Annotated in this window: 20 protein-coding genes; 8 read left to right on the top strand and 12 right to left on the bottom strand. The window is 72.2% G+C overall.

Translation table 11 applies throughout. The annotated features are described in order from the left end of the window. Positions 1-91 precede the first annotated feature (91 nt). Positions 92-1,297, bottom strand: coding sequence for an MFS transporter (locus tag AWQ71_RS05875; protein WP_067127919.1), 1,206 nt, complete (start codon positions 1,295-1,297; stop codon positions 92-94). Between the two features lie 157 nt (positions 1,298-1,454). Here AWQ71_RS05875 and panB point away from each other — a divergent pair, with 157 nt between their 5' ends. Next, a complete protein-coding gene (panB, locus tag AWQ71_RS05870) occupies positions 1,455-2,297 on the top strand; it encodes a 3-methyl-2-oxobutanoate hydroxymethyltransferase (protein WP_067127916.1) in 843 nt (280 codons plus the stop codon). A gap of 56 nt (positions 2,298-2,353) precedes the next feature. Here the strand turns inward: panB and AWQ71_RS05865 are convergent, their stop codons facing one another. Then, positions 2,354-3,523 (bottom strand): trans-sulfuration enzyme family protein, encoded by a 1,170-nt coding sequence (locus AWQ71_RS05865; RefSeq protein ID WP_067128864.1) that lies wholly within the window; start codon positions 3,521-3,523, stop codon positions 2,354-2,356. A 156-nt stretch (positions 3,524-3,679) separates the two neighbouring features. Then, on the bottom strand, positions 3,680-4,345 hold the full coding sequence (npdG, locus tag AWQ71_RS05860) for an NADPH-dependent F420 reductase (RefSeq protein WP_067127913.1): 666 nt from the start codon (positions 4,343-4,345) through the stop codon (positions 3,680-3,682). Between the two features lie 241 nt (positions 4,346-4,586). Here npdG and AWQ71_RS05855 point away from each other — a divergent pair, with 241 nt between their 5' ends. Continuing rightward, positions 4,587-5,165 carry a hypothetical protein gene (locus tag AWQ71_RS05855; protein WP_174550680.1) on the top strand — a complete coding sequence of 193 codons (579 nt, stop codon included), beginning with the start codon at positions 4,587-4,589 and terminating at the stop codon, positions 5,163-5,165. A 67-nt stretch (positions 5,166-5,232) separates the two neighbouring features. Here the strand turns inward: AWQ71_RS05855 and AWQ71_RS05850 are convergent, their stop codons facing one another. Both AWQ71_RS05850 and AWQ71_RS41395 read right to left on the bottom strand, forming a co-directional pair. Beyond that, the gene (locus tag AWQ71_RS05850; RefSeq protein WP_067127910.1) at positions 5,233-5,676 is read right to left on the bottom strand and encodes a CdiA C-terminal domain-containing protein; all 444 of its coding nucleotides are present in this window, start codon (positions 5,674-5,676) and stop codon (positions 5,233-5,235) included. A 71-nt stretch (positions 5,677-5,747) separates the two neighbouring features. Beyond that, on the bottom strand, positions 5,748-5,924 hold the full coding sequence (locus AWQ71_RS41395) for a hypothetical protein (RefSeq protein WP_157570206.1): 177 nt from the start codon (positions 5,922-5,924) through the stop codon (positions 5,748-5,750). A gap of 42 nt (positions 5,925-5,966) precedes the next feature. Here AWQ71_RS41395 and map point away from each other — a divergent pair, with 42 nt between their 5' ends. Next, a complete protein-coding gene (map, locus tag AWQ71_RS05845; protein WP_067127906.1) occupies positions 5,967-6,815 on the top strand; it encodes a type I methionyl aminopeptidase in 849 nt (282 codons plus the stop codon). A gap of 30 nt (positions 6,816-6,845) precedes the next feature. Here map and AWQ71_RS05840 read toward each other — a convergent pair whose 3' ends face one another. The 4 genes from AWQ71_RS05840 to AWQ71_RS05825 form a co-directional block, all read right to left on the bottom strand. After that, entirely contained in the window at positions 6,846-7,262 is a 417-nt protein-coding gene (locus tag AWQ71_RS05840) for a sensor histidine kinase (RefSeq protein ID WP_067127903.1), read from the bottom strand. A gap of 323 nt (positions 7,263-7,585) precedes the next feature. Next, entirely contained in the window at positions 7,586-9,577 is a 1,992-nt protein-coding gene (locus AWQ71_RS05835) for a bifunctional copper resistance protein CopD/cytochrome c oxidase assembly protein (RefSeq protein ID WP_067127900.1), read from the bottom strand. Beyond that, positions 9,574-10,179 carry a copper resistance CopC family protein gene (locus tag AWQ71_RS05830; protein WP_084258613.1) on the bottom strand — a complete coding sequence of 202 codons (606 nt, stop codon included), beginning with the start codon at positions 10,177-10,179 and terminating at the stop codon, positions 9,574-9,576. The genes AWQ71_RS05835 and AWQ71_RS05830 overlap by 4 nt, the downstream gene beginning before the upstream one ends. 196 nt (positions 10,180-10,375) lie before the next feature. Continuing rightward, on the bottom strand, positions 10,376-11,668 hold the full coding sequence (locus AWQ71_RS05825; RefSeq protein ID WP_084258612.1) for a helix-turn-helix domain-containing protein: 1,293 nt from the start codon (positions 11,666-11,668) through the stop codon (positions 10,376-10,378). Between the two features lie 684 nt (positions 11,669-12,352). Here AWQ71_RS05825 and AWQ71_RS05820 point away from each other — a divergent pair. Further along, a complete protein-coding gene (locus tag AWQ71_RS05820; RefSeq protein ID WP_084258611.1) occupies positions 12,353-14,650 on the top strand; it encodes a molybdopterin cofactor-binding domain-containing protein in 2,298 nt (765 codons plus the stop codon). 85 nt (positions 14,651-14,735) lie between these two features. Here AWQ71_RS05820 and AWQ71_RS05815 read toward each other — a convergent pair whose 3' ends face one another. After that, positions 14,736-16,058 (bottom strand): MFS transporter, encoded by a 1,323-nt coding sequence (locus AWQ71_RS05815; protein ID WP_067127891.1) that lies wholly within the window; start codon positions 16,056-16,058, stop codon positions 14,736-14,738. 22 nt (positions 16,059-16,080) lie between these two features. On the opposite strand from AWQ71_RS05815, the gene AWQ71_RS05810 reads away from it, so the two are divergent. After that, a complete protein-coding gene (locus tag AWQ71_RS05810) occupies positions 16,081-16,719 on the top strand; it encodes a TetR/AcrR family transcriptional regulator (RefSeq protein WP_067127888.1) in 639 nt (212 codons plus the stop codon). A gap of 51 nt (positions 16,720-16,770) precedes the next feature. Here AWQ71_RS05810 and AWQ71_RS44290 read toward each other — a convergent pair whose 3' ends face one another. Then, entirely contained in the window at positions 16,771-17,700 is a 930-nt protein-coding gene (locus tag AWQ71_RS44290; protein ID WP_067127885.1) for a SecDF P1 head subdomain-containing protein, read from the bottom strand. 509 nt (positions 17,701-18,209) lie between these two features. Between AWQ71_RS44290 and ald the strand changes: the two genes are divergently transcribed. Beyond that, positions 18,210-19,325: an alanine dehydrogenase gene (gene ald / locus AWQ71_RS05800; protein WP_067127882.1), complete on the top strand. Its 1,116-nt coding sequence runs from the start codon at positions 18,210-18,212 to the stop codon at positions 19,323-19,325. Between the two features lie 25 nt (positions 19,326-19,350). On the opposite strand, the gene AWQ71_RS05795 is transcribed toward ald, so the two are convergent. Further along, positions 19,351-20,088: a thioredoxin-like domain-containing protein gene (locus AWQ71_RS05795; RefSeq protein WP_067127879.1), complete on the bottom strand. Its 738-nt coding sequence runs from the start codon at positions 20,086-20,088 to the stop codon at positions 19,351-19,353. 123 nt (positions 20,089-20,211) lie between these two features. On the opposite strand from AWQ71_RS05795, the gene AWQ71_RS05790 reads away from it, so the two are divergent. Then, a complete protein-coding gene (locus AWQ71_RS05790) occupies positions 20,212-20,910 on the top strand; it encodes a DUF305 domain-containing protein (RefSeq protein ID WP_084258675.1) in 699 nt (232 codons plus the stop codon). 103 nt (positions 20,911-21,013) lie between these two features. Further along, complete coding sequence (locus tag AWQ71_RS05785) at positions 21,014-21,310, top strand: DUF3467 domain-containing protein (RefSeq protein WP_067127876.1); 297 nt, start codon at positions 21,014-21,016, stop codon at positions 21,308-21,310. Positions 21,311-21,370 lie beyond the last annotated feature (60 nt).

Raw genomic sequence — 21,370 nt, 5'->3', positions numbered from 1 at the left:
GAACGACCTCGGAACGCCCCCGGGACGGCCTCGGAACGTTCCCCGAACAGCCTCGGAACGTTCCGGAAACGAAACCCGGCGGATCAGCGCGTCAGAGCGACGCCGACACCGACGCCGACACCGGCTCGGCGGCCGCCGGCCGCCTGGCGTCCCGCCAGAACGGGAAGGCGATCAGGACCAGCACCAGCCCGAGGCAGCCCGCGGCCGCGAACGCCCAGACCGGACCGTGCGCGTCGACCACCGCCCCGGCCGCCGGGCCGGCGCAGGCGCCACCGATCAGCAGCGCGGTGCCGTGCAGGCCCATCGCCTCGCCGCGCGCGCCCGCGGGCACCCGCCCTTGGATCGCTCCCACGGTGGCCGACATCGCGGGCGCGCACAGCAGGCCGGCCGGGACCAGCGCCAGGCAGAGCCACCACCACCCGCCGCCGACGAGGCCGATCGGCACGGTGAACACACACATGGCGCCGGTGAGGAGCAGGGGCGAGAACCCCCGGGGCAGCCCGCCGTACACGAACCCGCCGATGAGGGAGTATCCGCACCAGACCCCGATCACCAGCCCGGTCCACTGGGTGGCCGCCCCCGCCTTGAGCATGGCGACGACCGACAGCTCGGTGGTGGTGAGGACGAAGGTGAGCGACGACGCGACTCCGAGCAGCGTGAATAGCCCGGGCCCGAGCCAGCTGCGCCGCGGCACCCTCTCGGGGCTCACCTCGCCCGGGGACTGTGTCGGCGGGTTCAGCGCGTACAGGGCGACGCCGGTGCCGACCAGTCCGACGCCCACCGCGTACATCGTCACGGTGGTGCCGAACCCGGTCGAGAGGGCGACCGCCAGGGCCGGGCCCACCATGTACGACAGCTCGACGGCCATGGAGTCCAGCGCGAAGGCCGACTGGTGGCGCTCCGCGGGGACCATCGCGCCCAGGCACTGCCGGAGCGCGCCGAAGACGGGCTGGGCGAACAGCCCCGCGACGATCGCGCCCGGGATCAGCGCCTCGTACGGGAGCAGCGGAGCGGAGCACCAGAAGGCGAACTGGACCGCCGTGGTCACCGCGAGCACGGGACGCAGCCCGCGCCGGTCGACGAACCGCCCGGCGAGCGGCGAGCCGATCGCGGCCCCGATCAGGTTGCCCGTGCCGACCAGCCCGGCTTGCAGGAAGCCCATGCCGAGCCCGTTGACCACGTGCAGGGTGAGCGTGATGCCCGTGCCCGTCAGCGGGATCCTGGCGAGCATGCCGACCAGCAGCAACGTGCGGACTCCCGGCAGGGCGAGAACCCTCCGATAACGTTCGAGTGCCATTTTGGTGCGTACCTCCGGGAAGGCATTGTGCCGTGCCGCACCGACAGGATTTCCACCGGATTACGGTCCACCCTTCGGGTGTTCTATTTGCGGGCACCATGCGATGATCTGACTGTCCGGGGACGCCACAGGGGCGCCACGAGACCTGGAGGTAGCCATGTCCTCTGTTTCCGCTGCACCCACCGCTCTTTACGGCGGCACGTCGGGGCGCAGGGTGACCGTCCGCGATCTCGCGGCAGCGAAGGAACGCCACGAGAAGTGGCCGATGGTCACCGCGTACGACGCGATGACGGCGAAGATCTTCGACGAGGCGGGCATCCCCGTCCTGCTCGTCGGCGACTCGGCCGCGATGGTCGTCTACGGGTACGACTCGACCTTGCCGGTCACGGTCGACGACCTCATTCCGCTCACCGCCGCCGTGGTACGCGGCTCCAGCCGCGCGATGGTGGTCGCCGACCTGCCGTTCGCGTCCTACCAGGCGTCGCCGCAGCAGGCGCTGGAGACGGCGGCCCGGTTCATGAAGGAGGCCGGGGCCCACGCCGTGAAGCTGGAGGGCGGCCGTCGCGTGCTGTCGCAGGCCGAGATGCTCGTGTCGGCCGGCGTGCCGGTCATGGCGCACATCGGCCTGACCCCGCAGTCGGTGAACGTCCTCGGCGGCTACCGCGTTCAGGGCCGGGGCCAGTCGGGCGACGAGCTGATGGCCGACGCCAAGGCCCTTGAGCACGCCGGCGCGTTCGCCGTCGTGCTGGAGTGCGTCCCGGCCGAGCTGGCGGAGCGGGTGACCGCGTCACTGAGCATCCCCACCATCGGCATCGGAGCGGGCGGGGGCACCGACGCCCAGGTCCTCGTCTGGCAGGACCTGATGGGTCTCACCCCGCGCCCGGCGAAGTTCGTGAAGAAGTACTTCGACCTCGCGGGCGAGATGAGCCAGGCCGTCCGGGCGTACGCCGACGAGGTCGTCTCCGGCGTCTTCCCCGCCCCCGAGCACAGCTACCACTGACCGCGACCGCGGATCGGCCCCGTGTCCCGCGGGGCCGGGTCCGCCGGTGAACGGCGTCAGCCGAGCGCCTGCGCGAAGTCGGCCCACAGGTCTTCCGGGTGCTCGATGCCGACGGACACCCGGACCGTCCCCTCGCCGATCCCCGCGGCGGCCAGCCCGGCCGCGTCGAGCGACCGGTGCGACGTCGTGGCCGGGTGCAGGATCAGCGTCTCGACGCCGCCGAGCGAGGGCGCGAGCAGCGCGAGCCGTACGGAGCTCATGAACGCCTCGCCGGCCGCGCGGCCCCCGTGCAGGTCGAACGAGAACACCCCGCCGAAGTCCGGCAGCAGCTTGGCCGCCACGTCGTACGACGGGTGCGACGGCAGGCCGGGCCAGTGCACGGCCGCCACGGCGGGGTGCTCGGCGAGGCGGGTGGCCAGCAGGCGCGTGTTGGCGCAGTGGCGCTCCATGCGCAGCGGCAGGGTCTGGATGCCGCGCAGGGTGAGCCAGGCGGCGAACGGGTCCGCCGTGGCGCCCAGCTCGATCGCGTACGACCAGACCTTGCGATGCAGCTCGGCGGAGGCGAAGACCGCGACGCCGCCGAGGACGTCGGTGTGGCCGGAGAGGTACTTCGTGGTGGAGTGCACCACCACGTCCGCCCCGTGCTCGATCGGCCGGCACAGGACGGGTGAGGCGAACGTGTTGTCCACGACGGTCAGCACCCCCGCCTCGCGCGCGGCGGACGCCATCCCGGGCAGGTCGGCGACCTGGGTCATCGGGTTGGCGATCGTCTCCAGGTAGAGCAGCTTCGTCTCCGGCCGCGCGGCCGCGCGCACCGCCGCCGGGTCCGCCTCGTGGACGTACGTCACCTCGACGCCGAACCGCGCGGTCAGGTCGGCCAGCATGTGGGCGGTGCCGCCGTACAGCGGGCGCTGGGCGATCACGTGGTCGCCCGGGCTCAGCAGCGCGAGCAGCACCGAGTTGATGGCCCCCATGCCGGAGCCGGTGGCCACGGCCGCCTGTCCGCCCTCCAGTCCGGCGACGGCCTCCTCCAGCGCGCGCACGGTGGGGTTGGAGAGCCGCCCGTAGACGAAGGCGCCGTCCGGGCGCCCCATCCCGTCGGCGAAGACCTCCGGGCTGTCGAACGCGAAGCCCGACGTCTGGTAGATGGGGATCGTGATCGGCGTGCTGCCGTTCAGATCGGGTCGGGGCAGGTGGACGGCTCGCGTCTCCGGGCGCAGGGTCATGCCCACAAGGATTACCCGGCCGGCCCCCGGATGTCAGATCCAGGGGCCGCCATAAACCCGTACAAAGCGTCAGAAATCAGCCGCCACTCTCGCTGACAGCCTGAGCGCGGGTGACCGCCGTCGGACGACGCCGTGCCTCCCGCGCCCCGGACCGCGTCAGACGTCGGTGACCCGGAACCCGGCGTGGGCCTTGTACCGGCGGTTGATCGCGATCAGGTTGGCGGTCAGCGCCTCGACCTGGCCCGCGTTGCGCAGCCGTCCGCCGTAGATGCCCCGCATTCCCGAGATGCGCGACGCGAGCGCCTGGACGATGTCCGTGGCCTCCCGGTCGTCGCCGAGAACGAGGACGTCCAGGCCGACCTCGGCCACCTCCGGATCGAGCAGGATGACCGCGGACACGTGGTGGAACGCCGCGACGACGCGGCTGTCCGGAAGGACGGCCGCCGCCTGCTGGGCCGCGCTGCCCTCCTCTACCGGCAGCGCGTACGGGCCCTGCTTGTCGAACCCGAGCGGGTTCACGCAGTCGACGACGATCTTCCCGGCCAGCTCGCCGCGCAGGGACTCCAGGGTCGCCTTGTGTCCTTCCCACGGCACGGCCACGATCACGATGTCCGCCTCGGCGGCGACGACGGCGTTCTCTGCGCCGCGTACGCCGATGCTCTCGGCGGCCTCGCGGGCGCGCTCGATGTTGCGCGAGCCGATCAGCACGGTGTGCCCGGCGAGGGCGAACCTGCGCGCCAGGCCCTTGCCCTGGTCGCCGGTGCCGCCGAGGATGCCGATGGAGAGGCCGGAAACGTCCGGAAGGTCTTTCAGCTCAGCCATAGGCAGATCATGCCAGGGCGCCGCAGGCACGCCACCGCCTGGGGCGGCGCCTGCCGTACCGGCCGGGCGGCCACGCTCCGGGGTTCCCCGTGGCTGAAGAGCGACATCACGTGTGGCAGACATCACGTGTGGCAGACATCACGTGTGGCAGACATCACGTATGGCGACGGCGGGGTGTCCCGGCGGGTCAGGAGCGACATTCGCCGGACCGCGCGCGGACATGTCAGGCACGATGGGGCGCATGGATGCTGACTCGGTGAGCCTCCTCCGCGAGGTGCTCGCCTCGACCGACTGGCTGGAGCGCACCCGAGAGCTGGGACGGGCGCTGCGTACGACCCGGTCTCCCGGAGGGCTGCTCCTGGTGGGGACACCCGACGACGAACCCTGGCACCTGACCGCCCACCTGTCGGACGAGGCGCGGCTGTCCGGACTCTCCCAGCTCACCCCGACCCTGCTGCGCTGGTCACCGCCCGCGAACGCGCCCACCCACCTGCGGGTCGGGCTCGACCGGCTGCGCGAGGCCCGGCGCGGAGAGACGCTCTTCGTGGTCGCCGAGGAGCAGGCCCCCGTGCCGCTGCTGGAACGCGTCGACGACGCACGGCGGACCGGGGCCACGATCCTCGCCCTCGACGGCGGCGACCCCTCCCTGGAGTCGCTGGCCCACGACGCGCTGGCCATCCCGCGCCTGGACGGCCCGCTCAGCTTCGACGGCGCCCAGCACCTGGTGAGCAGCGCGGCGGGCGACGTCCGGCGGCTCAGCCTGCGTGAGCGCCTGGCCCGCCTCGTGGACCGGGTCAGCGGGCCGCGCGTTACCGACTGACGCGCGCACACGGGGCGCCGGACACCGGGGGCACCGCGACGCCGGTGCGGCCGGCCGCCCGCGATTCCTACGCTCTCGCGTCGTGGTCGTTCTCGTGAGTGAGGTCGTAGCCGTCGCCGATGACCCGCCACCCGCGCAGCACGTTGCTGTGCGGGACGGCGGTGAACCAGCGGACGCCCGCCTCGGCGGCGGCGCGGCCCAGCCCGGTGCCGCGGGCGTCGATCACGGCCCGGTCCGCGTGGCGGGCGGCGCGGCTCAGCGCCATCGTGACCGCGACGCCGGTGTCACCTTCGGTGAGCACGGCGAAGTCCGTGGGCCGCCCGTCCACGAGGGCATCCGGACGGCTGGCCCGAGACGGGACGCCGGGACGCCGCTCGCTGACGGGGGCCACGGCGACGACACGATGCCCCTCGGCCGCCAGCAGTGCCGCGACCCTGCGCTCCGGACCGGACAGGCGACGGGCGCGTTCGTCCACGCCGCTCAGGGCTCCCGGCTCGCCGAGGTCCATCATGAGTCACCTCCCGCCCTAGGCCAGCTTCGCAGGCCACCGGCGGGCGTGTCCCCCAATATCAGGTCAAGGCGCTACTCGTCCCATTCCTCGTCCTGGACCTGCCACGCCTCGTTCCGATCGGAGGCGGTCTGCAGCGCGTGCGCCGCCTCCGCCTCCGTCGCGTACGGACCCATCCGATCCTTGTCGGGACAGCCCTTCTCCGGCTCGACGCGCATGTGTTTCAGACAGAACCACCATTGACCGCTCACGGGCTAATCCTCCCCCTCCAGACCGCATCTAGACTTGGCCGCATGACAACACTCCTCCGGCCAGGGCGAGTGTCGCCCATGCGTAAGGTCCCCGCCCACATCGAACGCCCGGAGTACGTGGGGAAGGCCGCCCCGAAGAAGGGCGCCACCGACGTCCAGACGCCGGAGACGATCGAGAAGATGCGGATCGCGGGCCGGATCGCCGCCCAGGCCCTCGAGGAGGTCGGCCGGCACGTCGCGCCCGGTGTCACCACCGACGAGCTCGACCGTATCGGCCACGAGTTCCTCTGCGACCACGACGCCTACCCCTCGACCCTGGGCTACCGCGGATATCCCAAGTCGCTGTGCACCTCGATCAACGAGGTGATCTGCCACGGCATCCCCGACGACACGGTGCTGAACGACGGCGACATCGTCAACGTCGACATCACCGCGTACATCGGGGGCGTCCACGGGGACACCGACGCGACGTACCTCGTCGGCGAGGTGGACGAGGAGTCCCGGCTGCTGGTCGAGCGCACCCGTGAGGCCACCATGCGCGCGATCCGGGCGGTCGCGCCCGGGCGCCAGCTCAACGTGGTCGGCCGGGTGATCGAGGCGTACGCGAAGCGGTTCGGCTACGGCGTCGTCCGCGACTTCACCGGTCACGGCATCAGCACGTCGTTCCACTCCGGCCTGGTCGTTCCGCACTACGACGACCCCTCGCTCGCGGTCACGCTCGTGCCCGGCATGACGTTCACGATCGAGCCCATGCTCACGCTGGGGACGATCGACTACGACATCTGGCCGGACAACTGGACCGCCGTGACCAAAGACCGCAAGCGTACGGCCCAGTTCGAGCACACGATCCTGGTCACCGACTCGGGCCACGAGATCCTGACGCTCCCCTAGGGTCGCGCCCGCTGCGTCGCCCGGTGGGCGTCAGCGGGAGCGGATCACTCCGGTGACGGTCGTCCCGCCGCCGGGGACACTGTTGATCGTCAACGTGCCCCCGGCCTCGGCGAAGCGGGCCCGCATGGCGGCCAGTCCCCGCCCCGAGCCGGGTGCGACCTCGTCCACGCCGAACCCGGCTCCGTCGTCGCTCACGGTCATTCGCAGGCCCGCCTTCCCGACGGTGACGGCGACGGAGACCTGCCGCGCGCGGCTGTGCCGTTCGACATTGGACAGCGCCTCGACGAAGGTGGCGTACACGACCTGCGCGACCCGCCGCGACACGGCCGCGGCAGGCAGCGCCCAGATCTCGACGGCGACGCCGCAGCGCCCGGACCACTCCGCGAGGTAGCCCTCCAGGGCCGCGGCCAGATCGCCGTTCGGCCGGATCCGCAGTTCCTCCGCCACCCCGCCCCTCCTCAATCGTCGCGCCGCCTTCCGGCGGACGGGCGACGCGGACGCCGGCGGCACGGGCTTCGAACAGGTTCGCCACCGTGACCCGCCCCGCTCCCGGGGCGGGCGTCACCTGCGGTTATGCCCACCGCCCGGCAGGTCACGCGCTTCCACCGTACCCGCGGGCGGCGTCGCCGGGCGGGTCATCGCGCGACTCCGCTCCGCCCGTCCCGGCGGCCCTTTCCGGTGAACAGCCGGTACGGCACGACGAGCGGAACGCCGTCCACGCCGAGCGGCCGGACCGCTCGCGTCTCTTCGGCGAGCGGGTCCGGAGCCGCTCACTGGGCGGTGTCGCGCTTGTTCAGCTTGGCGAGGTAGTCGTTGTAGGCGTCCATTTCGGCGTCGCCGGTGCCGCCCACCTTCGCGGCCCGCTGCTCGGCCCGGCGGTCGGCGCGGCGGGCCTGCCGGTCGTCGGCCCGCCACCACTGCAGCGCCAGCGCGAGGACCACGATCAGGGTCGGGATCTCGCCGAACCCCCAGGCGATCGCCCCTCCGGTCTGCTGGTCTGACACCGACGACGCGCCCCAGGTGCGGCCGAGCTGGCCGTACCACTCGGGGGCGAGGATCGTGGTCATGCTCATCAGCGCGATGCCGAAGAACGCGTGGAACGGCATGGTGATGAACAGCAGCAGCAACCGGCCGACGTGGGGCAGCCGGTGCGGCCCCGGGTCCACCCCGATGATCACCCAGAAGAACAGGCAGCCGCTCACCAGGAAGTGGACCGTCATCGCGATGTGCCCGAGGTGCTCCTCCATCGCCGCCGCGAACAGCGGGGTGAAGTACAGCGCGTACGTCGACACGATGAAGATCGCGGTCGCGATCGCGGGGTGCGCGATGAACCTGGCGTAGCGGCTGTGCAGGAGCACGGTCAGCCACTCGCGGGGGCCCCGGTCGCCGCGTCGTACGGCGGGCTTGAGCGCACGCAGCGCGAGGGTGATGGGCGCGCCGAGCACGAGCAGGATCGGCACCAGCATGGCGAGCACCATGTGCTCGGACATGTGGACGCTGAACAGCACCGGCGCGTACTTGGCGACGCCGCTCTGGGTGGCGATGACGAGGACGATGACGCCGAGGAACCAGGCGGCGGTCCGGCCGTGCGACCAGGCGTCGCCCCGGCGGGCCAGCCGTACCAGACCGGCCGCGTAGAGGCCGGCGAGGGCGGCGGCGACGATCGCGAAGAACAGGTCGAACCACCACAGCGTCACCAGGTTGCCCACCGAGATCGGCGGCGGCACGAGGTAGCCGAGCAGCTCGTAGGCGCGGTCGATCGGCCCCTTGATCACCGGCGGGGCGGTGCGCGCGAGGGCGACGGCCAGGCCGATCGTCGCGGCCATGAGCAGGATCTCGCCGAGGGCGAGGCGCAGGAACGCCCCGGGCTTCCCGGCGGCCAGCGCGGGCACCGTGCGGCCGCGGTGCCACCAGCCGATCACGCCGAGCCCGGCGAACGCCACCGTCTTGGCCACGATCAGCAGGCCGTACGACGTGGTGAACAGCTCCTCGACCGACGCGAGCCGGGCGAGGACGCTCGCGACGCCGGACAGCCCGACGCCGGCGAAGCACCAGAGGGCCATCCGGGAGAAGCGCGCGGCGGCGACGTCGAGCCGGTCGCCGCCGCGGTAGGCGTGCACGCACAGCACGCCGAGGCCGCCCACCCACAGCGCCAGGAAGATCACGTGAAAGGCGACCGAGGTGGTGGCGAGGCTGTGGTTGGGCGAGGAGGACGAGTGGCCGGTCAGCGCCGGCGGCAGCAGCGTCGCCACCGCGAAGAGCAGCAGCCCCGCCGCCGCGCCGACGGTGATCGCGCCGCGCGCGAACAACGCGACGGCGACCGCGAAGAGCACGACCAGCGTGAGCGAGATGCCCTGCGGGACCTGGCTGGCGTAGCTGGTCAGCTCGTTGCCGCCGAGGACGTCCGCGACCGGCATGCCGAGCGCGTCGGACAGGTTGAAGACGAGGGCGGCCGCGGCCGCGGCCGCCCAGACCAGCGCCGACCAGGAAGCGGCCTTGACGTATTCCTGGGCGGGCTTGCCGAGCACTCCCTTGTCGCTCGGGAGGAACGCGACGCTCATCACGAGCAGGCCGATCGTGACGAGGCCCGCGCCGTCCATGGCGAGCTTGGACAGCGGGAGCATCCACCGGGTGAACGCGCCCTCGTCGGGCAGCCCGGGGATGATGCGCGGGCTGGCCGCGCCTCCGGCCACCATCGCGATCACCAGCGCGACGACCGCCGCGCAGACGGCGGCGATGCCCAGACGCGCGGCGCGGCTCATGGCTTCTTCCGCATGCTGATGGCCATCCCGATGCCGACGCCCCCGATGCCGAAGACCACGATCCACACCCAGGCCGGGACGCCGCCCTTGCCCGCGTCCGCTTCGGCCTGATCGTCCGCCGCCGCCGTCGCCGCGGCCGGCGCGGCGCTCTGCTCGGGGGCCGGCGTGCCATCGGAGGCGGCCGGGGTGGAAGGCGCCACGGCGGCGGCTTCGGTTCCGTCCTGGCCGGCCGCGGCGGAGCCGGTCACCGTGAACGGGATCTCTCCCTCGATCGGGTGACCGTCACTGGAGACGACCCGCCAGGCGACGCTGTACTTTCCGGCGGGCAGGGAGCCGGACACGGCCTGGGTCACCTCCGAGCCGTGGACGGCCGGGGTGCCCGACTCGTACTGCCGGCCGTCCGGGCCGCGTACCAGCACGACCGGGTAGCGGACCGATTCCGAGAAGGTCAGGTTCACCTTCGTGAGTGCGTCGACCCGGGAGTTCTCCTTCGGGTCGCTGCTCCGGAGCGAGGTGTGGGCCAGCGCGGGCATGGCGAGAGCCGTGCCGAGCAGGAGGGTCACAACGAAGGCGACGACGGCCGCAAGCGGGGATTTTCTCATGGCAGCAACAAGGCTACCGACGCATGTGCCCGGTCCTTACCCCGCGTGAGGCACCGGGCCGGGACACTTCGGTAACTCCATGTGACGGCCGCCGCAGGGGGCTCGGCGGCCCCACACGTCCGGCGCACCGGGGGCGGTTCCGCGCCGCCGCCCGCCCCCGGAAGGAGGCGGGCGCTCGGCGCGCTCTGGCGCGGGGCTACAGGCCGACGCAGGCGAGCGCGCGCTGGTAGGCGGCGGTGCTCGCGGAGCCGTCCTCGATGCGCTGGAACGCCTCGGCGGCCTCCATCCAGCCCTGCGCGGCAATCCTGATCTTGGGGGAGCGCTCCAGCCACTCGCCGGCCGCGGCCAGCTCGGCCGCCGCCTCCTCGCGCCTGCCGAGCTGCTCGTACGCCTGGCCGAGCACGAGGTGCGCCTCGGAGCGCAGCTCGCCGTGCGGCTCCTCCATCAGGTCCTTGGCGGCGAGGGCGTGCTCGGCGGCCTCCTCCGGGCGGCCCAGGGCCAGCTCGGTGCGGGCCAGGAAGACCGAGCAGCGGGCGATGTCGGCCCTGCTCGCCGCCGACTCGCCGAGCTCCCGGTGGGTGCGCGCCAGCAGGTCGCGGGCCGTCTCCAGGTCGTCCGGGCGGACCCGGAGCAGCAGGATCGCGTACGCGAGGCGGAGCCGGGCGAGGTTGCGCGAGTCGCCGTTCTCGCTCTGTACGGCCAGGGCACGCTCGGCCAGCGCGATCGACTCCTCGCCCCGGCCGGTCAGCTCGGCGATCCTGGCGGCGTTCCAGTTCGCGGCGACGGTCGCGCGCGGCGTGCCGAGCAGGTCGGCGGCGGCGAGCAGCTCGTTCGCGAACTGGGTGGCGCGCAGCAGGTCGCCGCGCACGCCGTACGCGGCGAGCAGGGTCGCGGCGAGCTCGATCAGGTCGTCGGTCCAGGTGGTCCGGTTCATGTCCTTGAGCATCGTCTCGCCCACCTCGACGGCGGGTCCGAGGTCGCCCTTCTCGCGGTAGCACCGGCACAGCGCGACGGCGATCGCCACCCGACGGTCCTCGGGCATGATCCCGGCCTCGGTGTCGAGCAGGCGGTTGAGGATCGCGATGGCCTCGCCGCGGTGGCCGCACGCCTCGGCGGCGAGCGCGTAGCCGAACTCGGCGTCCTGGTGGAGCTGGGAGAGCCCGATCAGGCTCCGGTCCGCCAGCAGCTCGCCGAAGCGGCGCCGGGCCTCCTCGACCTCGCCGTTGTCCAGGGCGAGCCGGGCGAAGCGCAGACCGAGCTCCAGCTCCTCCATCTGCTCGGCGGTCACTCCATTGATCAGATAAGTGAGCGAACAATCGAGCTTCTGAGCGAGCAGTTCCAAAACTGCCGGAGTGGGCGTCCGCTTTCCACTCTCGATCAGCGAGACATAGCTGTCCGAAAGCTCCGGATGTGCGAGCTGAGCTTGGGAAAGACCACGTTGACGGCGAATCATCTTGATGCGCTGGCCTACTAGATCTTGACTCGTCACGGGCTCCCCCTGCAAGAATGGTGTAAATCAGACGATTTTCCGACAGGAGCTGATCATGCGCCGCCGACTCATCGTCTCTGCCTTGGCTGTTCTCTTCTCAACCAGTGTGGTTCTTGCGACAAATGCTACGGCCGTGAACGCCGCCACGTCTTCCCCCGGGCAGGCACTCCGCGACTGGTGCTGCTGAGTCGTTATCTGTCCCCGGCCCCATCCGCTTCGAGCCCATCTGTCCCCCCGGCGGGCTCATCCGCCCGCAGCGCGAGGTAACAGATCCACCCGGTCCGCCATCGAGGAGAGATCCGCTGAGCTCCTCGATGCGGCGGATCCGGAACCGCACCGTGTTGACGTGGACGTACGGCCACTTATCGCACGCGTTCCACGAACGGTCCGAGAACATGCCGCAGGTCCGCGGCAGCTCCCCCTGGTGGCGCCGGTGGTAGCCCACGAGCGGGTCGAGCGACCGGCTCCCGCACTTCCCGCGTACGCCGTCCGGCACCGTCGTCGACGGCGGCCCGTACGCACATAACTCAGCTCCGTCTCGTCGCCGGAGAACCCCGCCTCCGCACGGCTCCGCCGTTCGCGGCTTCTCTCCGGCCAGTGGATCCCGTAGAAGCGTGCAGATCGCATTATTTGGGGAGATCTCCACTCGACATCCCGCGGACGTGCGGAAGTGGGGAGCGACCGTTGAAGACCGAGACCCGCACCAGCCTGGGCGTCGGCGCGAGCGCCCCGCGCCCCGACGGCGCGTTGAAGGTGGCCGGCGCGTTCGCCTACGCCTCGGACCTGTGGCTCGACGGGATGTTGTGGGGCGCGACGCTGCGCAGCCCGCACCCGTCGGCCTGGATCCGTTCGATCGACGTCGGCCCGGCCCTCGCCCTGCCGGGGGTATTCGCCGTGCTGACGCACGAGGACGTGCCCGGCGCGAAGTTCTACGGCCTGGAGCACGCCGACCAGCCGGTGCTCGCCGTGGACCAGGTCCGCTACCAGGGCGAGCCGGTGGCGATCGTCGCGGCCGACCATCCGGAGACGGCCCGCAGGGCGGCCGCCGCCGTCGTCGTCGAGTACGAGGTCCGCGCGGCGGTCACCGACGCCCGCCGCGCCGCCCTCGATCCCGCCTGTCCCCTCGTGCACCCCGGCGGCAACGTCGTACGGCACCAGCCGGTACGGGCCGGATCGGCCGGATCCGGGGCCGAGGTCGTCGTCACCGGCGAGTACGAGGTCGGGATGCAGGACCAGGCGTTCCTCGGCCCCGAGGCCGGCCTCGCCGTACCGGCGGACGACGGAGGCGTGGATCTCTACGTCGCCACCCAGTGGCTGCACGTGGACCGGGACCAGATCGCGCCCTGCCTCGCCCTGCCCGAGGACAAGGTACGGCTCACGCTGGCCGGCGTCGGCGGCGCCTTCGGCGCCCGCGAGGACCTGTCGATGCAGATCCACGCCTCGATGCTGGCGCTGCGCACCGGCCGCCCCGTGAAGATCGTGTACGGCCGGGAGGAGTCGTTCTTCGGGCACGTCCACCGGCACCCGGCGTGGATGCGCTACGAGCACGGGGCGACCGCCGACGGGCGGCTCGTCTACGTGAAGGCCGAGATCGTGCTCGACGGCGGCGCCTACTGCTCCTCCTCCCCCGCCGTCGTCGGCAACGCCGCCTCGCTCGGCGTCGGGCCGTACGAGGTGGAGAACGTGTGGATCGACGCCTACGCCGCCTACACCAACAACCCGCCGTGCGGCGCGATGCGGGGGTTCGGCGCCGTCCAGGCGTGCTACGCGTACGAGTCGCAGATGGACCGGCTCGCGGCGGCGTGCGGCCTCTCACCGGTCGAGATCCGCGTGCGCAACGCCGTGTCGCAGGGGTCCCGGCTGGCGACCGGGCAGGTCATCGACTCTCCGGCGCCGCTCGCCGCGATGCTCGGCGAGCTCGCCGCGATGCCCCTCCCCGGCCCCCCGGCGTACGCGCCGTCCGGTTCGCGCCGGCAGGGCGGGAGCGGGGCGCGTGCGAGGGGGATGATCGGCACGCGGGAGGAGCCCGACCCCCGGCGGCTGCCGGGCGGCGTCGGCCGGACCACGCGCGGCGAAGGCGTGCGGCGCGGGGTCGGCTACGGCGTCGGCATCAAGAACATCTGCTTCTCCGAGGGCTTCGACGACTACTCGACGGCCCGGGTCCGGGTCGAGCTCCTCGGCGGCGAGCCGCACGCGCTCGTCCACACGGCGGCGGCCGAGGTCGGGCAGGGTCTCGTCGCGGTCCAGGCCCAGATCGCCCGCACCGAGCTGGGAGTCGACCGGGTCACCGTGGCCCCGGCGGACACCTCCGTCGGGTCGGCCGGATCCTCCTCCGCCTCCCGCCAGTCCTACGTCACAGGAGGGGCGGTCAAGGCGGCGTGCGAGGCCGTGCGGCGACGCCTGGAGGCGCTCGCCGCCGCCGACCCCGGGCTCTCGCTCGGGGAGCTGCTCGACCGGTACGGCCCGGTGGAGGAGACACGGGAGTACCGCCACCGGCCGACGGTCCCGCTGGACCCGGTGACCGGCCAGGGCGACTCGCACACCCAGCTCGCGCTGTGCGTCCACCGGGCCGTCGTGGACGTGGACGTGGAGCTCGGGCTGGTCAAGGTCGTCGAACTCGCCGCCGTCCAGGACGTCGGCCGGATCTTGAACCCGCTCGCGCTGGAGGGGCAGATCCACGGCGGTTCGGCGCAGGGCCTCGGCCTCGCCCTCCTGGAGGAGATCCAGATGCGCGACGGCAGGGTGCTCAACCCCTCGTTCACCGACTATCTGATCCCGACCATCCTCGACATGCCGCCGATGCGGCTGTCGATCCTGGAGAATCCGGACCCCAACGCCCCTTACGGCCTGCGCGGCGCCGGGGAGCCGCCCACGCTGTCCTCCACGCCCGCCGTGGCGGCGGCCGTCCGCGCGGCTACGGGCCTCGCGCTGCCGCGCGTCCCCATCCGCCCCGAAGACATCGCCCTCGCCCACACCGGCTGATCGGGGGCCACGCCCGGCGCCCGGCGAATGCCGTCGTGCAGTTTGATCAGCTCGTCGCCCCAGGCGACGATGCGCTGTTCGTCCGTCATGCCAGTTCCTTTCGCGAGAGATTCCCATAGACGGCGGCGAAGAGCGCTGCCAGCAGGGCCGCGCCGGCCGCGACGCCGAAGGTCCACACGGCGCCTCCGCTCGACAGCAGCGCCGCGCCCACCGCCCCCGCCACGCTGCTGCCCACCAGCCTGACCAGCGCGTTCACACCGCCGGCCGCCGCGGTCTTGGCGGGCTCCACGTGCTCGACGGCCATCGTCCCGAGCGCCGCGTAGCCGAGGCCGACGCCCAGCCCCAGCAACGTCGCGGCCCCGTACAGGTCCGCGCCCGAGGAGCTGGACACCGCCAGCCACAGGGCGGCGGCCGTCACCAGGGCCGAACCGGCCACCACGAGCGCGGACGCGGTGAAGCGGCGCATCAGGGAGCCTGCGAGCACGGACACCACAAGCATCAGCACCGTCGTCGGCAGCAGGTAGATCCCGACCTGCAGCACCGAGGCCCGGAGCGCGCCCTGGGCCACCGCCGACACCGTGGTGATGGCCGCGAACAGGGCGAACCCCAGCAGGAACGACGCCACGGTCGCCCCCACCGTCGCCCGGTGCAGCAGCATGGGGATCTCGATCAGCGGCGACGCGGTACGGCGGGCGGTCGCGACCCACACCGCCGCCACCACCACCGCCGTGGCGAACAGGCCCAGCGTCAGCGGCGAGGTCCAGCCCCAGGCCGCGCCCTTGCTGATCGCCAGCAGCAGGCAGCCGAGCCACACCGCGACCAGCACCGCCCCGGCCAGGTCCGGCCGTCCCGACCCGCGCGCGGGCGCATCCCGGACCACGGCCGCCACCAGGACGAAGCTCAGCGCGGCCAGCCCGGCCAGCGTCCAGAACACCGTCCGGTGGTTCCCGTCCAGGAGCCCGGCGAGGATCATGCCGCCGCCGCTCCCGACGCCGATGGTGGCGCTCAGCACCCCGATCGCGCTTGGCAGCCGGTGATCGGGCACCACCTGCCTGACCAGCCCCATGGCCAGTGGGAGCAGCGGCGCCGCCGCTCCCTGCAGCACCCGGCCGACGATGAGCAAAGGCAGCGTGCCCGCCACGGCGCTGAGCGCCGAACCGGTGATGAGCAGTCCGATCGCGACCAGCGACACCGTGCGCCGCCCGTACATGTCGCCGAGCCGGGCCAGCAGCGGTATCGAGACCGCGCCCGACAGCAGTCCGGCGGTGAGCGTCCACGAAACGGTGGTGGACGAGGCGTGGAGCTGCCGTTCGAGGCCCGGCAGCAGTGGTACGACGACGGTCATCTGGAGGGTCCCCACGGCCACCGCGAACGCGAGCACGGCTACGACCCATAAGTTTTTATACACGTATAGAAAGTAACATGGCAGGATGCCGACGCGTACAGGAAGACCGCCCAAGATCTCCCGGGCGGAGATCATGGCCGCCGCCCTCCGGGTGATCGAGGAAGAGGGAGTGGGCGGGCTCACCATGCGCAGGCTGGCCAGGGAGGTCGGCAGCACGGCGATGGCGATCTATCACCACGTGCGCGACAAGGAGGAGCTGCTCCTGCTGCTACTGGACGACTACGCGGCCGGGATCCCGCGGCCCGAGCTGCCGGAGGAGCCGGGCGAGCGCATGGTGGCCGCCGCCACGGCGATGCGCGAGGCGGTGTCCGGGTGCGCGTGGGCCGTGGACGTACTCAGGGCCGACGACCTGATGTCGGTGGGGGCGCTGTGGTATCCGGAGCGGATCGTCGACGCCGCCGTACGCGCGGGGCTCACTTTGGAGGAGGCCGTGGACGCGTACCGGATCATCTGGCACTACACGGCGGGCGAGATCGGCGGCCGGGCGGCGGCGCGCAAGCGGCGCCAGGAGGGTGGGGACACCCATCGGGAACGGGTGTTCGCCGAGCTGGACGCCGAGGAGTTTCCCCGGCTGAGCGAGGTGGCCGGGCGCTGGGAGGAGCTGACCGCCCGCGACACCTACGCCAAGGGCGTGCGCGCCATCGTGAACGGGCTCCTCCCGTGAAGCGGTGACCTCCGGGGACGATCCGTCGTGGTCAGGCGGCGTGGCCCGGGGTCAGAGGTCGCCTGAGTCGCAGGCGACGCCGTTCTGGTTGACGTCGACATACCAGGCGTATTCCTTGTGGACGCCCCGGGTGTACGGCCCGTAGCCGGCCTCCCGGGCCTCCTTGCAGGTCGCGAACCGGCCGGGTTCGGTCGGCTGGGTGCCGCTCCGCGTGGTGACGGCCCCGCCGGTGGCACCCGTACCCGTCGCGCCCCCGGTGGTGCCGGTCGCGCCACCCGTCGTGCCGCCGGTGGTCCCCGTCGTACCACCCGTCGTGTCCGTGTCGGTCGTGCCCCCGGTGGTCCCGCCGGTGGTGCCGGTCGTGTCTCCCGTGCCGCCCGTGGTGCCTGTGGTGGTGTCGGTCGTGCCGCCTGTACCGCCCGTGGTGTCGGTCGTCCCGGCGGGATTACCCGTGGTGTCACCGCCGGTCGGGCCGGTGCCGCCGTCACCCGCGCCGCTGCCGAGGAGGCGGGCGATCAGGGCGTCGGCGTTGGGCTCGGTGAAGCCCGCGATGCTGAGGCTGTCCTGGGTGATCTCCTGCGCCACCCGCGGCGCGGCGATGACCTGGTCCCCGACGACGATGGCGAGCTGCTGCTTCACCGTCTCCCGGGTCAGGTCGGCGACCTGCTCCCGCGTGGCGGGCGCCAGGACGACCCGGACGGAGAAGGTGCCGTTCTGCTCGGCCACCCGCTCGATCTTCTGGACACTGGTGACCGTGACCCCGGGATCGAGCTGATAGCAGGTGGTCCCGGCGTCGTCGGGCACCGCGTCGGTTCCCGTGCAGGGCGCGGCGCGCACACCGATGACCGGCGCGAAGTGAATGGACGTCCGCAGGGTGCGGAGCGGCGCGCGGGAGAGCGGAGGAGAGTCCGGATCGCGGGTCATCAACACGGCGACCGCGCCCAGCACCCCGGTCATGACGACGACGAGGACGAGCGCCACCGCCAGGACGATCGTGGTGCCGCGCGTCGCCTGCGGCGGCCCCGGAGGCGTGACCGGACCGGACGCGGGGCCCGAGGAGCCGGCGCCGGAGGCGCCCGCCGCAGCCGCGGCGTCCGCGGGCGCGGGAGCCGAAGAGTCCGGCGCGCCGGACGAGGAAGCCGCCGGACCGGCCGCGCCTGCTGGACCTGCCGAACCTGGGGTACCTGCCGAGCCAGGTCCACCTGCTGAACCTGGGAGCCCGGCCGGACCGGGGGCGCCCGCCGCCGGTGCGGCTCCGGAGCCTTCCGCCCCGCGATCGGATCCCTGGCCACCTGGAACCGGCGTGTTCTGCATCCCGACCTCGATCCCTGACATCGCCGCAGAGCCTATCGAGCTATGCCATGCCGAGGTAATCGGAAGATCAGTGACTTCCCCTCGACAGGCATTGATCACAATTTGTCACGAATGACAGGCAATTGGTTGCATCTGGGGCCCTCCCGTCCGCGCTCCCCCGAAAGGAGAGTGAAGGGATGAAGGTCGGAGTCCCGCGCGAGATCAAGAGCCAGGAGTACCGCGTCGCCCTCACTCCCGCCGGCGCCCACGAGCTGGTACTGCACGGCCACGAGGTGCTCGTCGAGAAGGGGGCCGGGGTCGGGTCGGCCATCACGGACGACGACTTCACCGCGGCGGGCGCGCGGATCGTGGAGTCGGCCGAGGAGATCTGGGCCCGCTCCGAACTCGTCCTCAAGGTCAAGGAGCCGGTCCCCCAGGAGTACCACTGGATGCGCAAGGGGCAGGTGCTGTTCACCTACCTGCACCTGGCCGCGTCGGAGCCCTGCACCAGGGCGATCCTGAACTCGGGCGTCACCGCCATCGCGTACGAGACCGTGCAGACGGAGATCGGGGCGCTGCCGCTGCTGGCGCCGATGTCGGAGGTCGCCGGACGGCTCGCGCCCCAGGTCGGCGCGTACCACCTGATGCGCCAGGGCGGCGGGCGCGGGGTGCTGATGGGCGGCGCCTCGGGCGTCTACGCGGCCAAGGTGGTGGTGATCGGCGCGGGCGTCACCGGCATGAACGCCGCCGCGATCGCGGTCGGGATGCAGGCCGAGGTCCTGCTGCTGGACGTGAACATCGACCGGCTCCGCCAGGCCGACATCATCTATCAGGGGCACTGCCAGACCGTGGCGTCCAACGCGTACGAGATCGAGCGGGCGGTGCTCGACGCGGACCTGGTCATCGGCGCGGTGCTGCTGCCGGGGGCCAAGGCGCCCACGCTGATCACCAACGACCTGGTGGCGCGGATGCAGACCGGTTCCGTCCTGGTCGACATCGCGATCGACCAGGGCGGCTGCTTCGAGGACTCGCGGCCGACGACGCACGCGAACCCGGTCTACCGGGTGCACGACTCGGTGTTCTACTGCGTGGCGAACATGCCGGGCGCGGTGCCGCACACCTCGACGTTCGCCCTGACCAACGCGACGGTGCCGTACGCGCTGGCGATCGCCGATCTCGGCTGGCGGGAGGCCCTGCTCGCCGACCCCGCGCTGGCCAGGGGGCTCAACGCGCACGAGGGGCACCTGACCAGCCGGCCCGTGGCCGAGGCGCACGGGCTGGAGGCGGTGCCCCTGGAGCGGGCGCTCGCCTGACGCGGAAGCCGCGGCACGGAACCGGTCAGGACGCGGCCGGGCTGGGCGTGGCGTCCGGCCCGACCGTGAACTGGGTGGAGGGCTGCGGCGTGGGCACCGCCGACGCCTCGGCGTGCGGGTCGAGCTCGGGGTCGGGGGTCGGGAGCGGCTGCTGGCCCGCGGTGGTGCCGACGCCCCGGTCGCAGGCGGAGCCGAACTCAGGGGTGAAGGTCGGGTTCTGCTTGTACTTCTTGATGTACGCGGGGAGCCGGGGGTCGTCGGCGCCGTTGAGGACGAGCTGGTGGTTCCACGAGCTGACCATGACGTCGGCCTTCAGCCCCTCGTACGGGCTGAGCAGCATGAAGTCGCTCGACGCGAGAGTCTTCAGCTTGTCCACGTCGGCCTTGGGCAGGCTCGGGCGGTAGGTGATCCACACGGCCCCGTGTTCGAGCGAGTGCACGCCGTGCTCGCTGTGGATCGGCTGGTCATAGATGCCGCAGTTCTGCCAGTAGTAGTTGTGCGGGCCGCCCGTCGGGGGCGCCTCCTTGTACGCGACCTTGTCCCAGGTGTGCTCCGACCCCTTGTAGGCGAAGGTCTGCACGCCGTCCAGCGACTTCTGCGACCGGTCGTTGATCACGTAGAACCCGACGAGGCCGACGAGCACGACGATGACCAGGCCGCCGATGCCCCACATGAGCAGCCCGGCGCGCCGCTCCTTACGCTTCTGCTCCGCCCTCATGCGGGCGAGGTGCTCGCGCCGCGCCTGCGCCTTTTCCTTGCTCATCGGTCCTCCAGCGACTGGTCACCAAACTCCCCGCATTGCGTATGGAGAATAGTGGGTTCGTCCGTAAAGACGACGTTCGCACGATGGCCCTTTCCGGCCACGAGGCCAGTAGCCTGGGTGGCGATGAGCACCGAGACCGTTCCCTCCGCCGCCGAGCCCATCGGCGAGGTGGCGGCGCCTCCTCGGCGGGGCGCCCTCCTGGTCGGCCTGATCGCCCTCGCGGTCGCGGCGGCCGCGTTCCTCCTGCTGGTCGTGGCGCGACCGGGGACGCCCGGCGACACCTCTCCCGAGGCCGGGTTCGCCCGGGACATGGCCGTCCATCACGCGCAGGCGGTCGAGATGGCGTTCGCGGTGCGCGACGCGAGCACCGACGGCCCGATCCGCAATTTGGCGTACGACATCATCACCACGCAGTCCACCCAGCGCGGGATCTTCATGGGCTGGCTGCAGCAGTGGGGCCTCGACCAGGCGTCCGACCGTCCGCCGATGGCGTGGATGGCCGGTCACGGCCACGGCGGCCCGAGCACGGGCGCGGCCACCGGGACGCAGGGCGTGATGCCGGGGATGGCCACGCCCGAGGAGATGGACCGGCTGCGTGCCGCCAAGGGGCGGGACGCCGAGATCCTCTTCCTCCAGTTGATGATCCGTCATCATGAGGGCGGCGTGGACATGGCCAGGGGCGCGGTGCGACTGTCGGACCGCGTCGAGGTCCGCGAGCTGGCCCAGCACATCGTCGACGGCCAGACCGCCGAGATCACGTTGATGAAGGGCTTCCTCCAGGCGCGCGGTGGGCAGCCGCTCCCGTCGATCCTCACCCAGTGAACTGGCTTCCGGTGCGCACCCCCTCATTCGCACCGTGTCCTAGTGCGCGGAAACGCGCCTGCCAGGGCAACATGAGGGGAAGTGTCCGGAGGAGAGGCGAACATTGATTGACGAGCCGGAGAGCCGCCTTGAGGTGACCATCTCACCTGAGGTGGAGGCGGGGCAGTACGCCAATTTCGCCTCGGTGTGGCACACCCGTGATGGGTTCATCCTGGATTTCGCAGTGATCACCCGGCCCCCGGCCATGGCGGACGACCCTCAGTCGGGCACGCAGTACGTGAGCGTCCCGACGCGGATCGTCAGCCGGGTCCGGATCCCTCCCGCTCAGGTCTTCGAGCTGATGAAGGCGCTGGAGCAGCAGCTGACCGCGTTCGAGAAGGAGACCGGTCACAAGCTCTGAGCCGCCCTTCCCGGACGACAGGTGCCCGGCCGGCGTGCCGGGCACCGCGTACGCCGGCCG

It is taken from the genome of Microtetraspora malaysiensis, from assembly GCF_001528665.1.
In the GTDB taxonomy this organism is placed as follows: Bacteria; Actinomycetota; Actinomycetes; order Streptosporangiales; family Streptosporangiaceae; genus Microtetraspora_A; species Microtetraspora_A malaysiensis.
The sequence above is the reverse complement of the archived record's forward strand: the minus strand, read 5'-3'. Positions and strand labels throughout refer to the sequence as shown.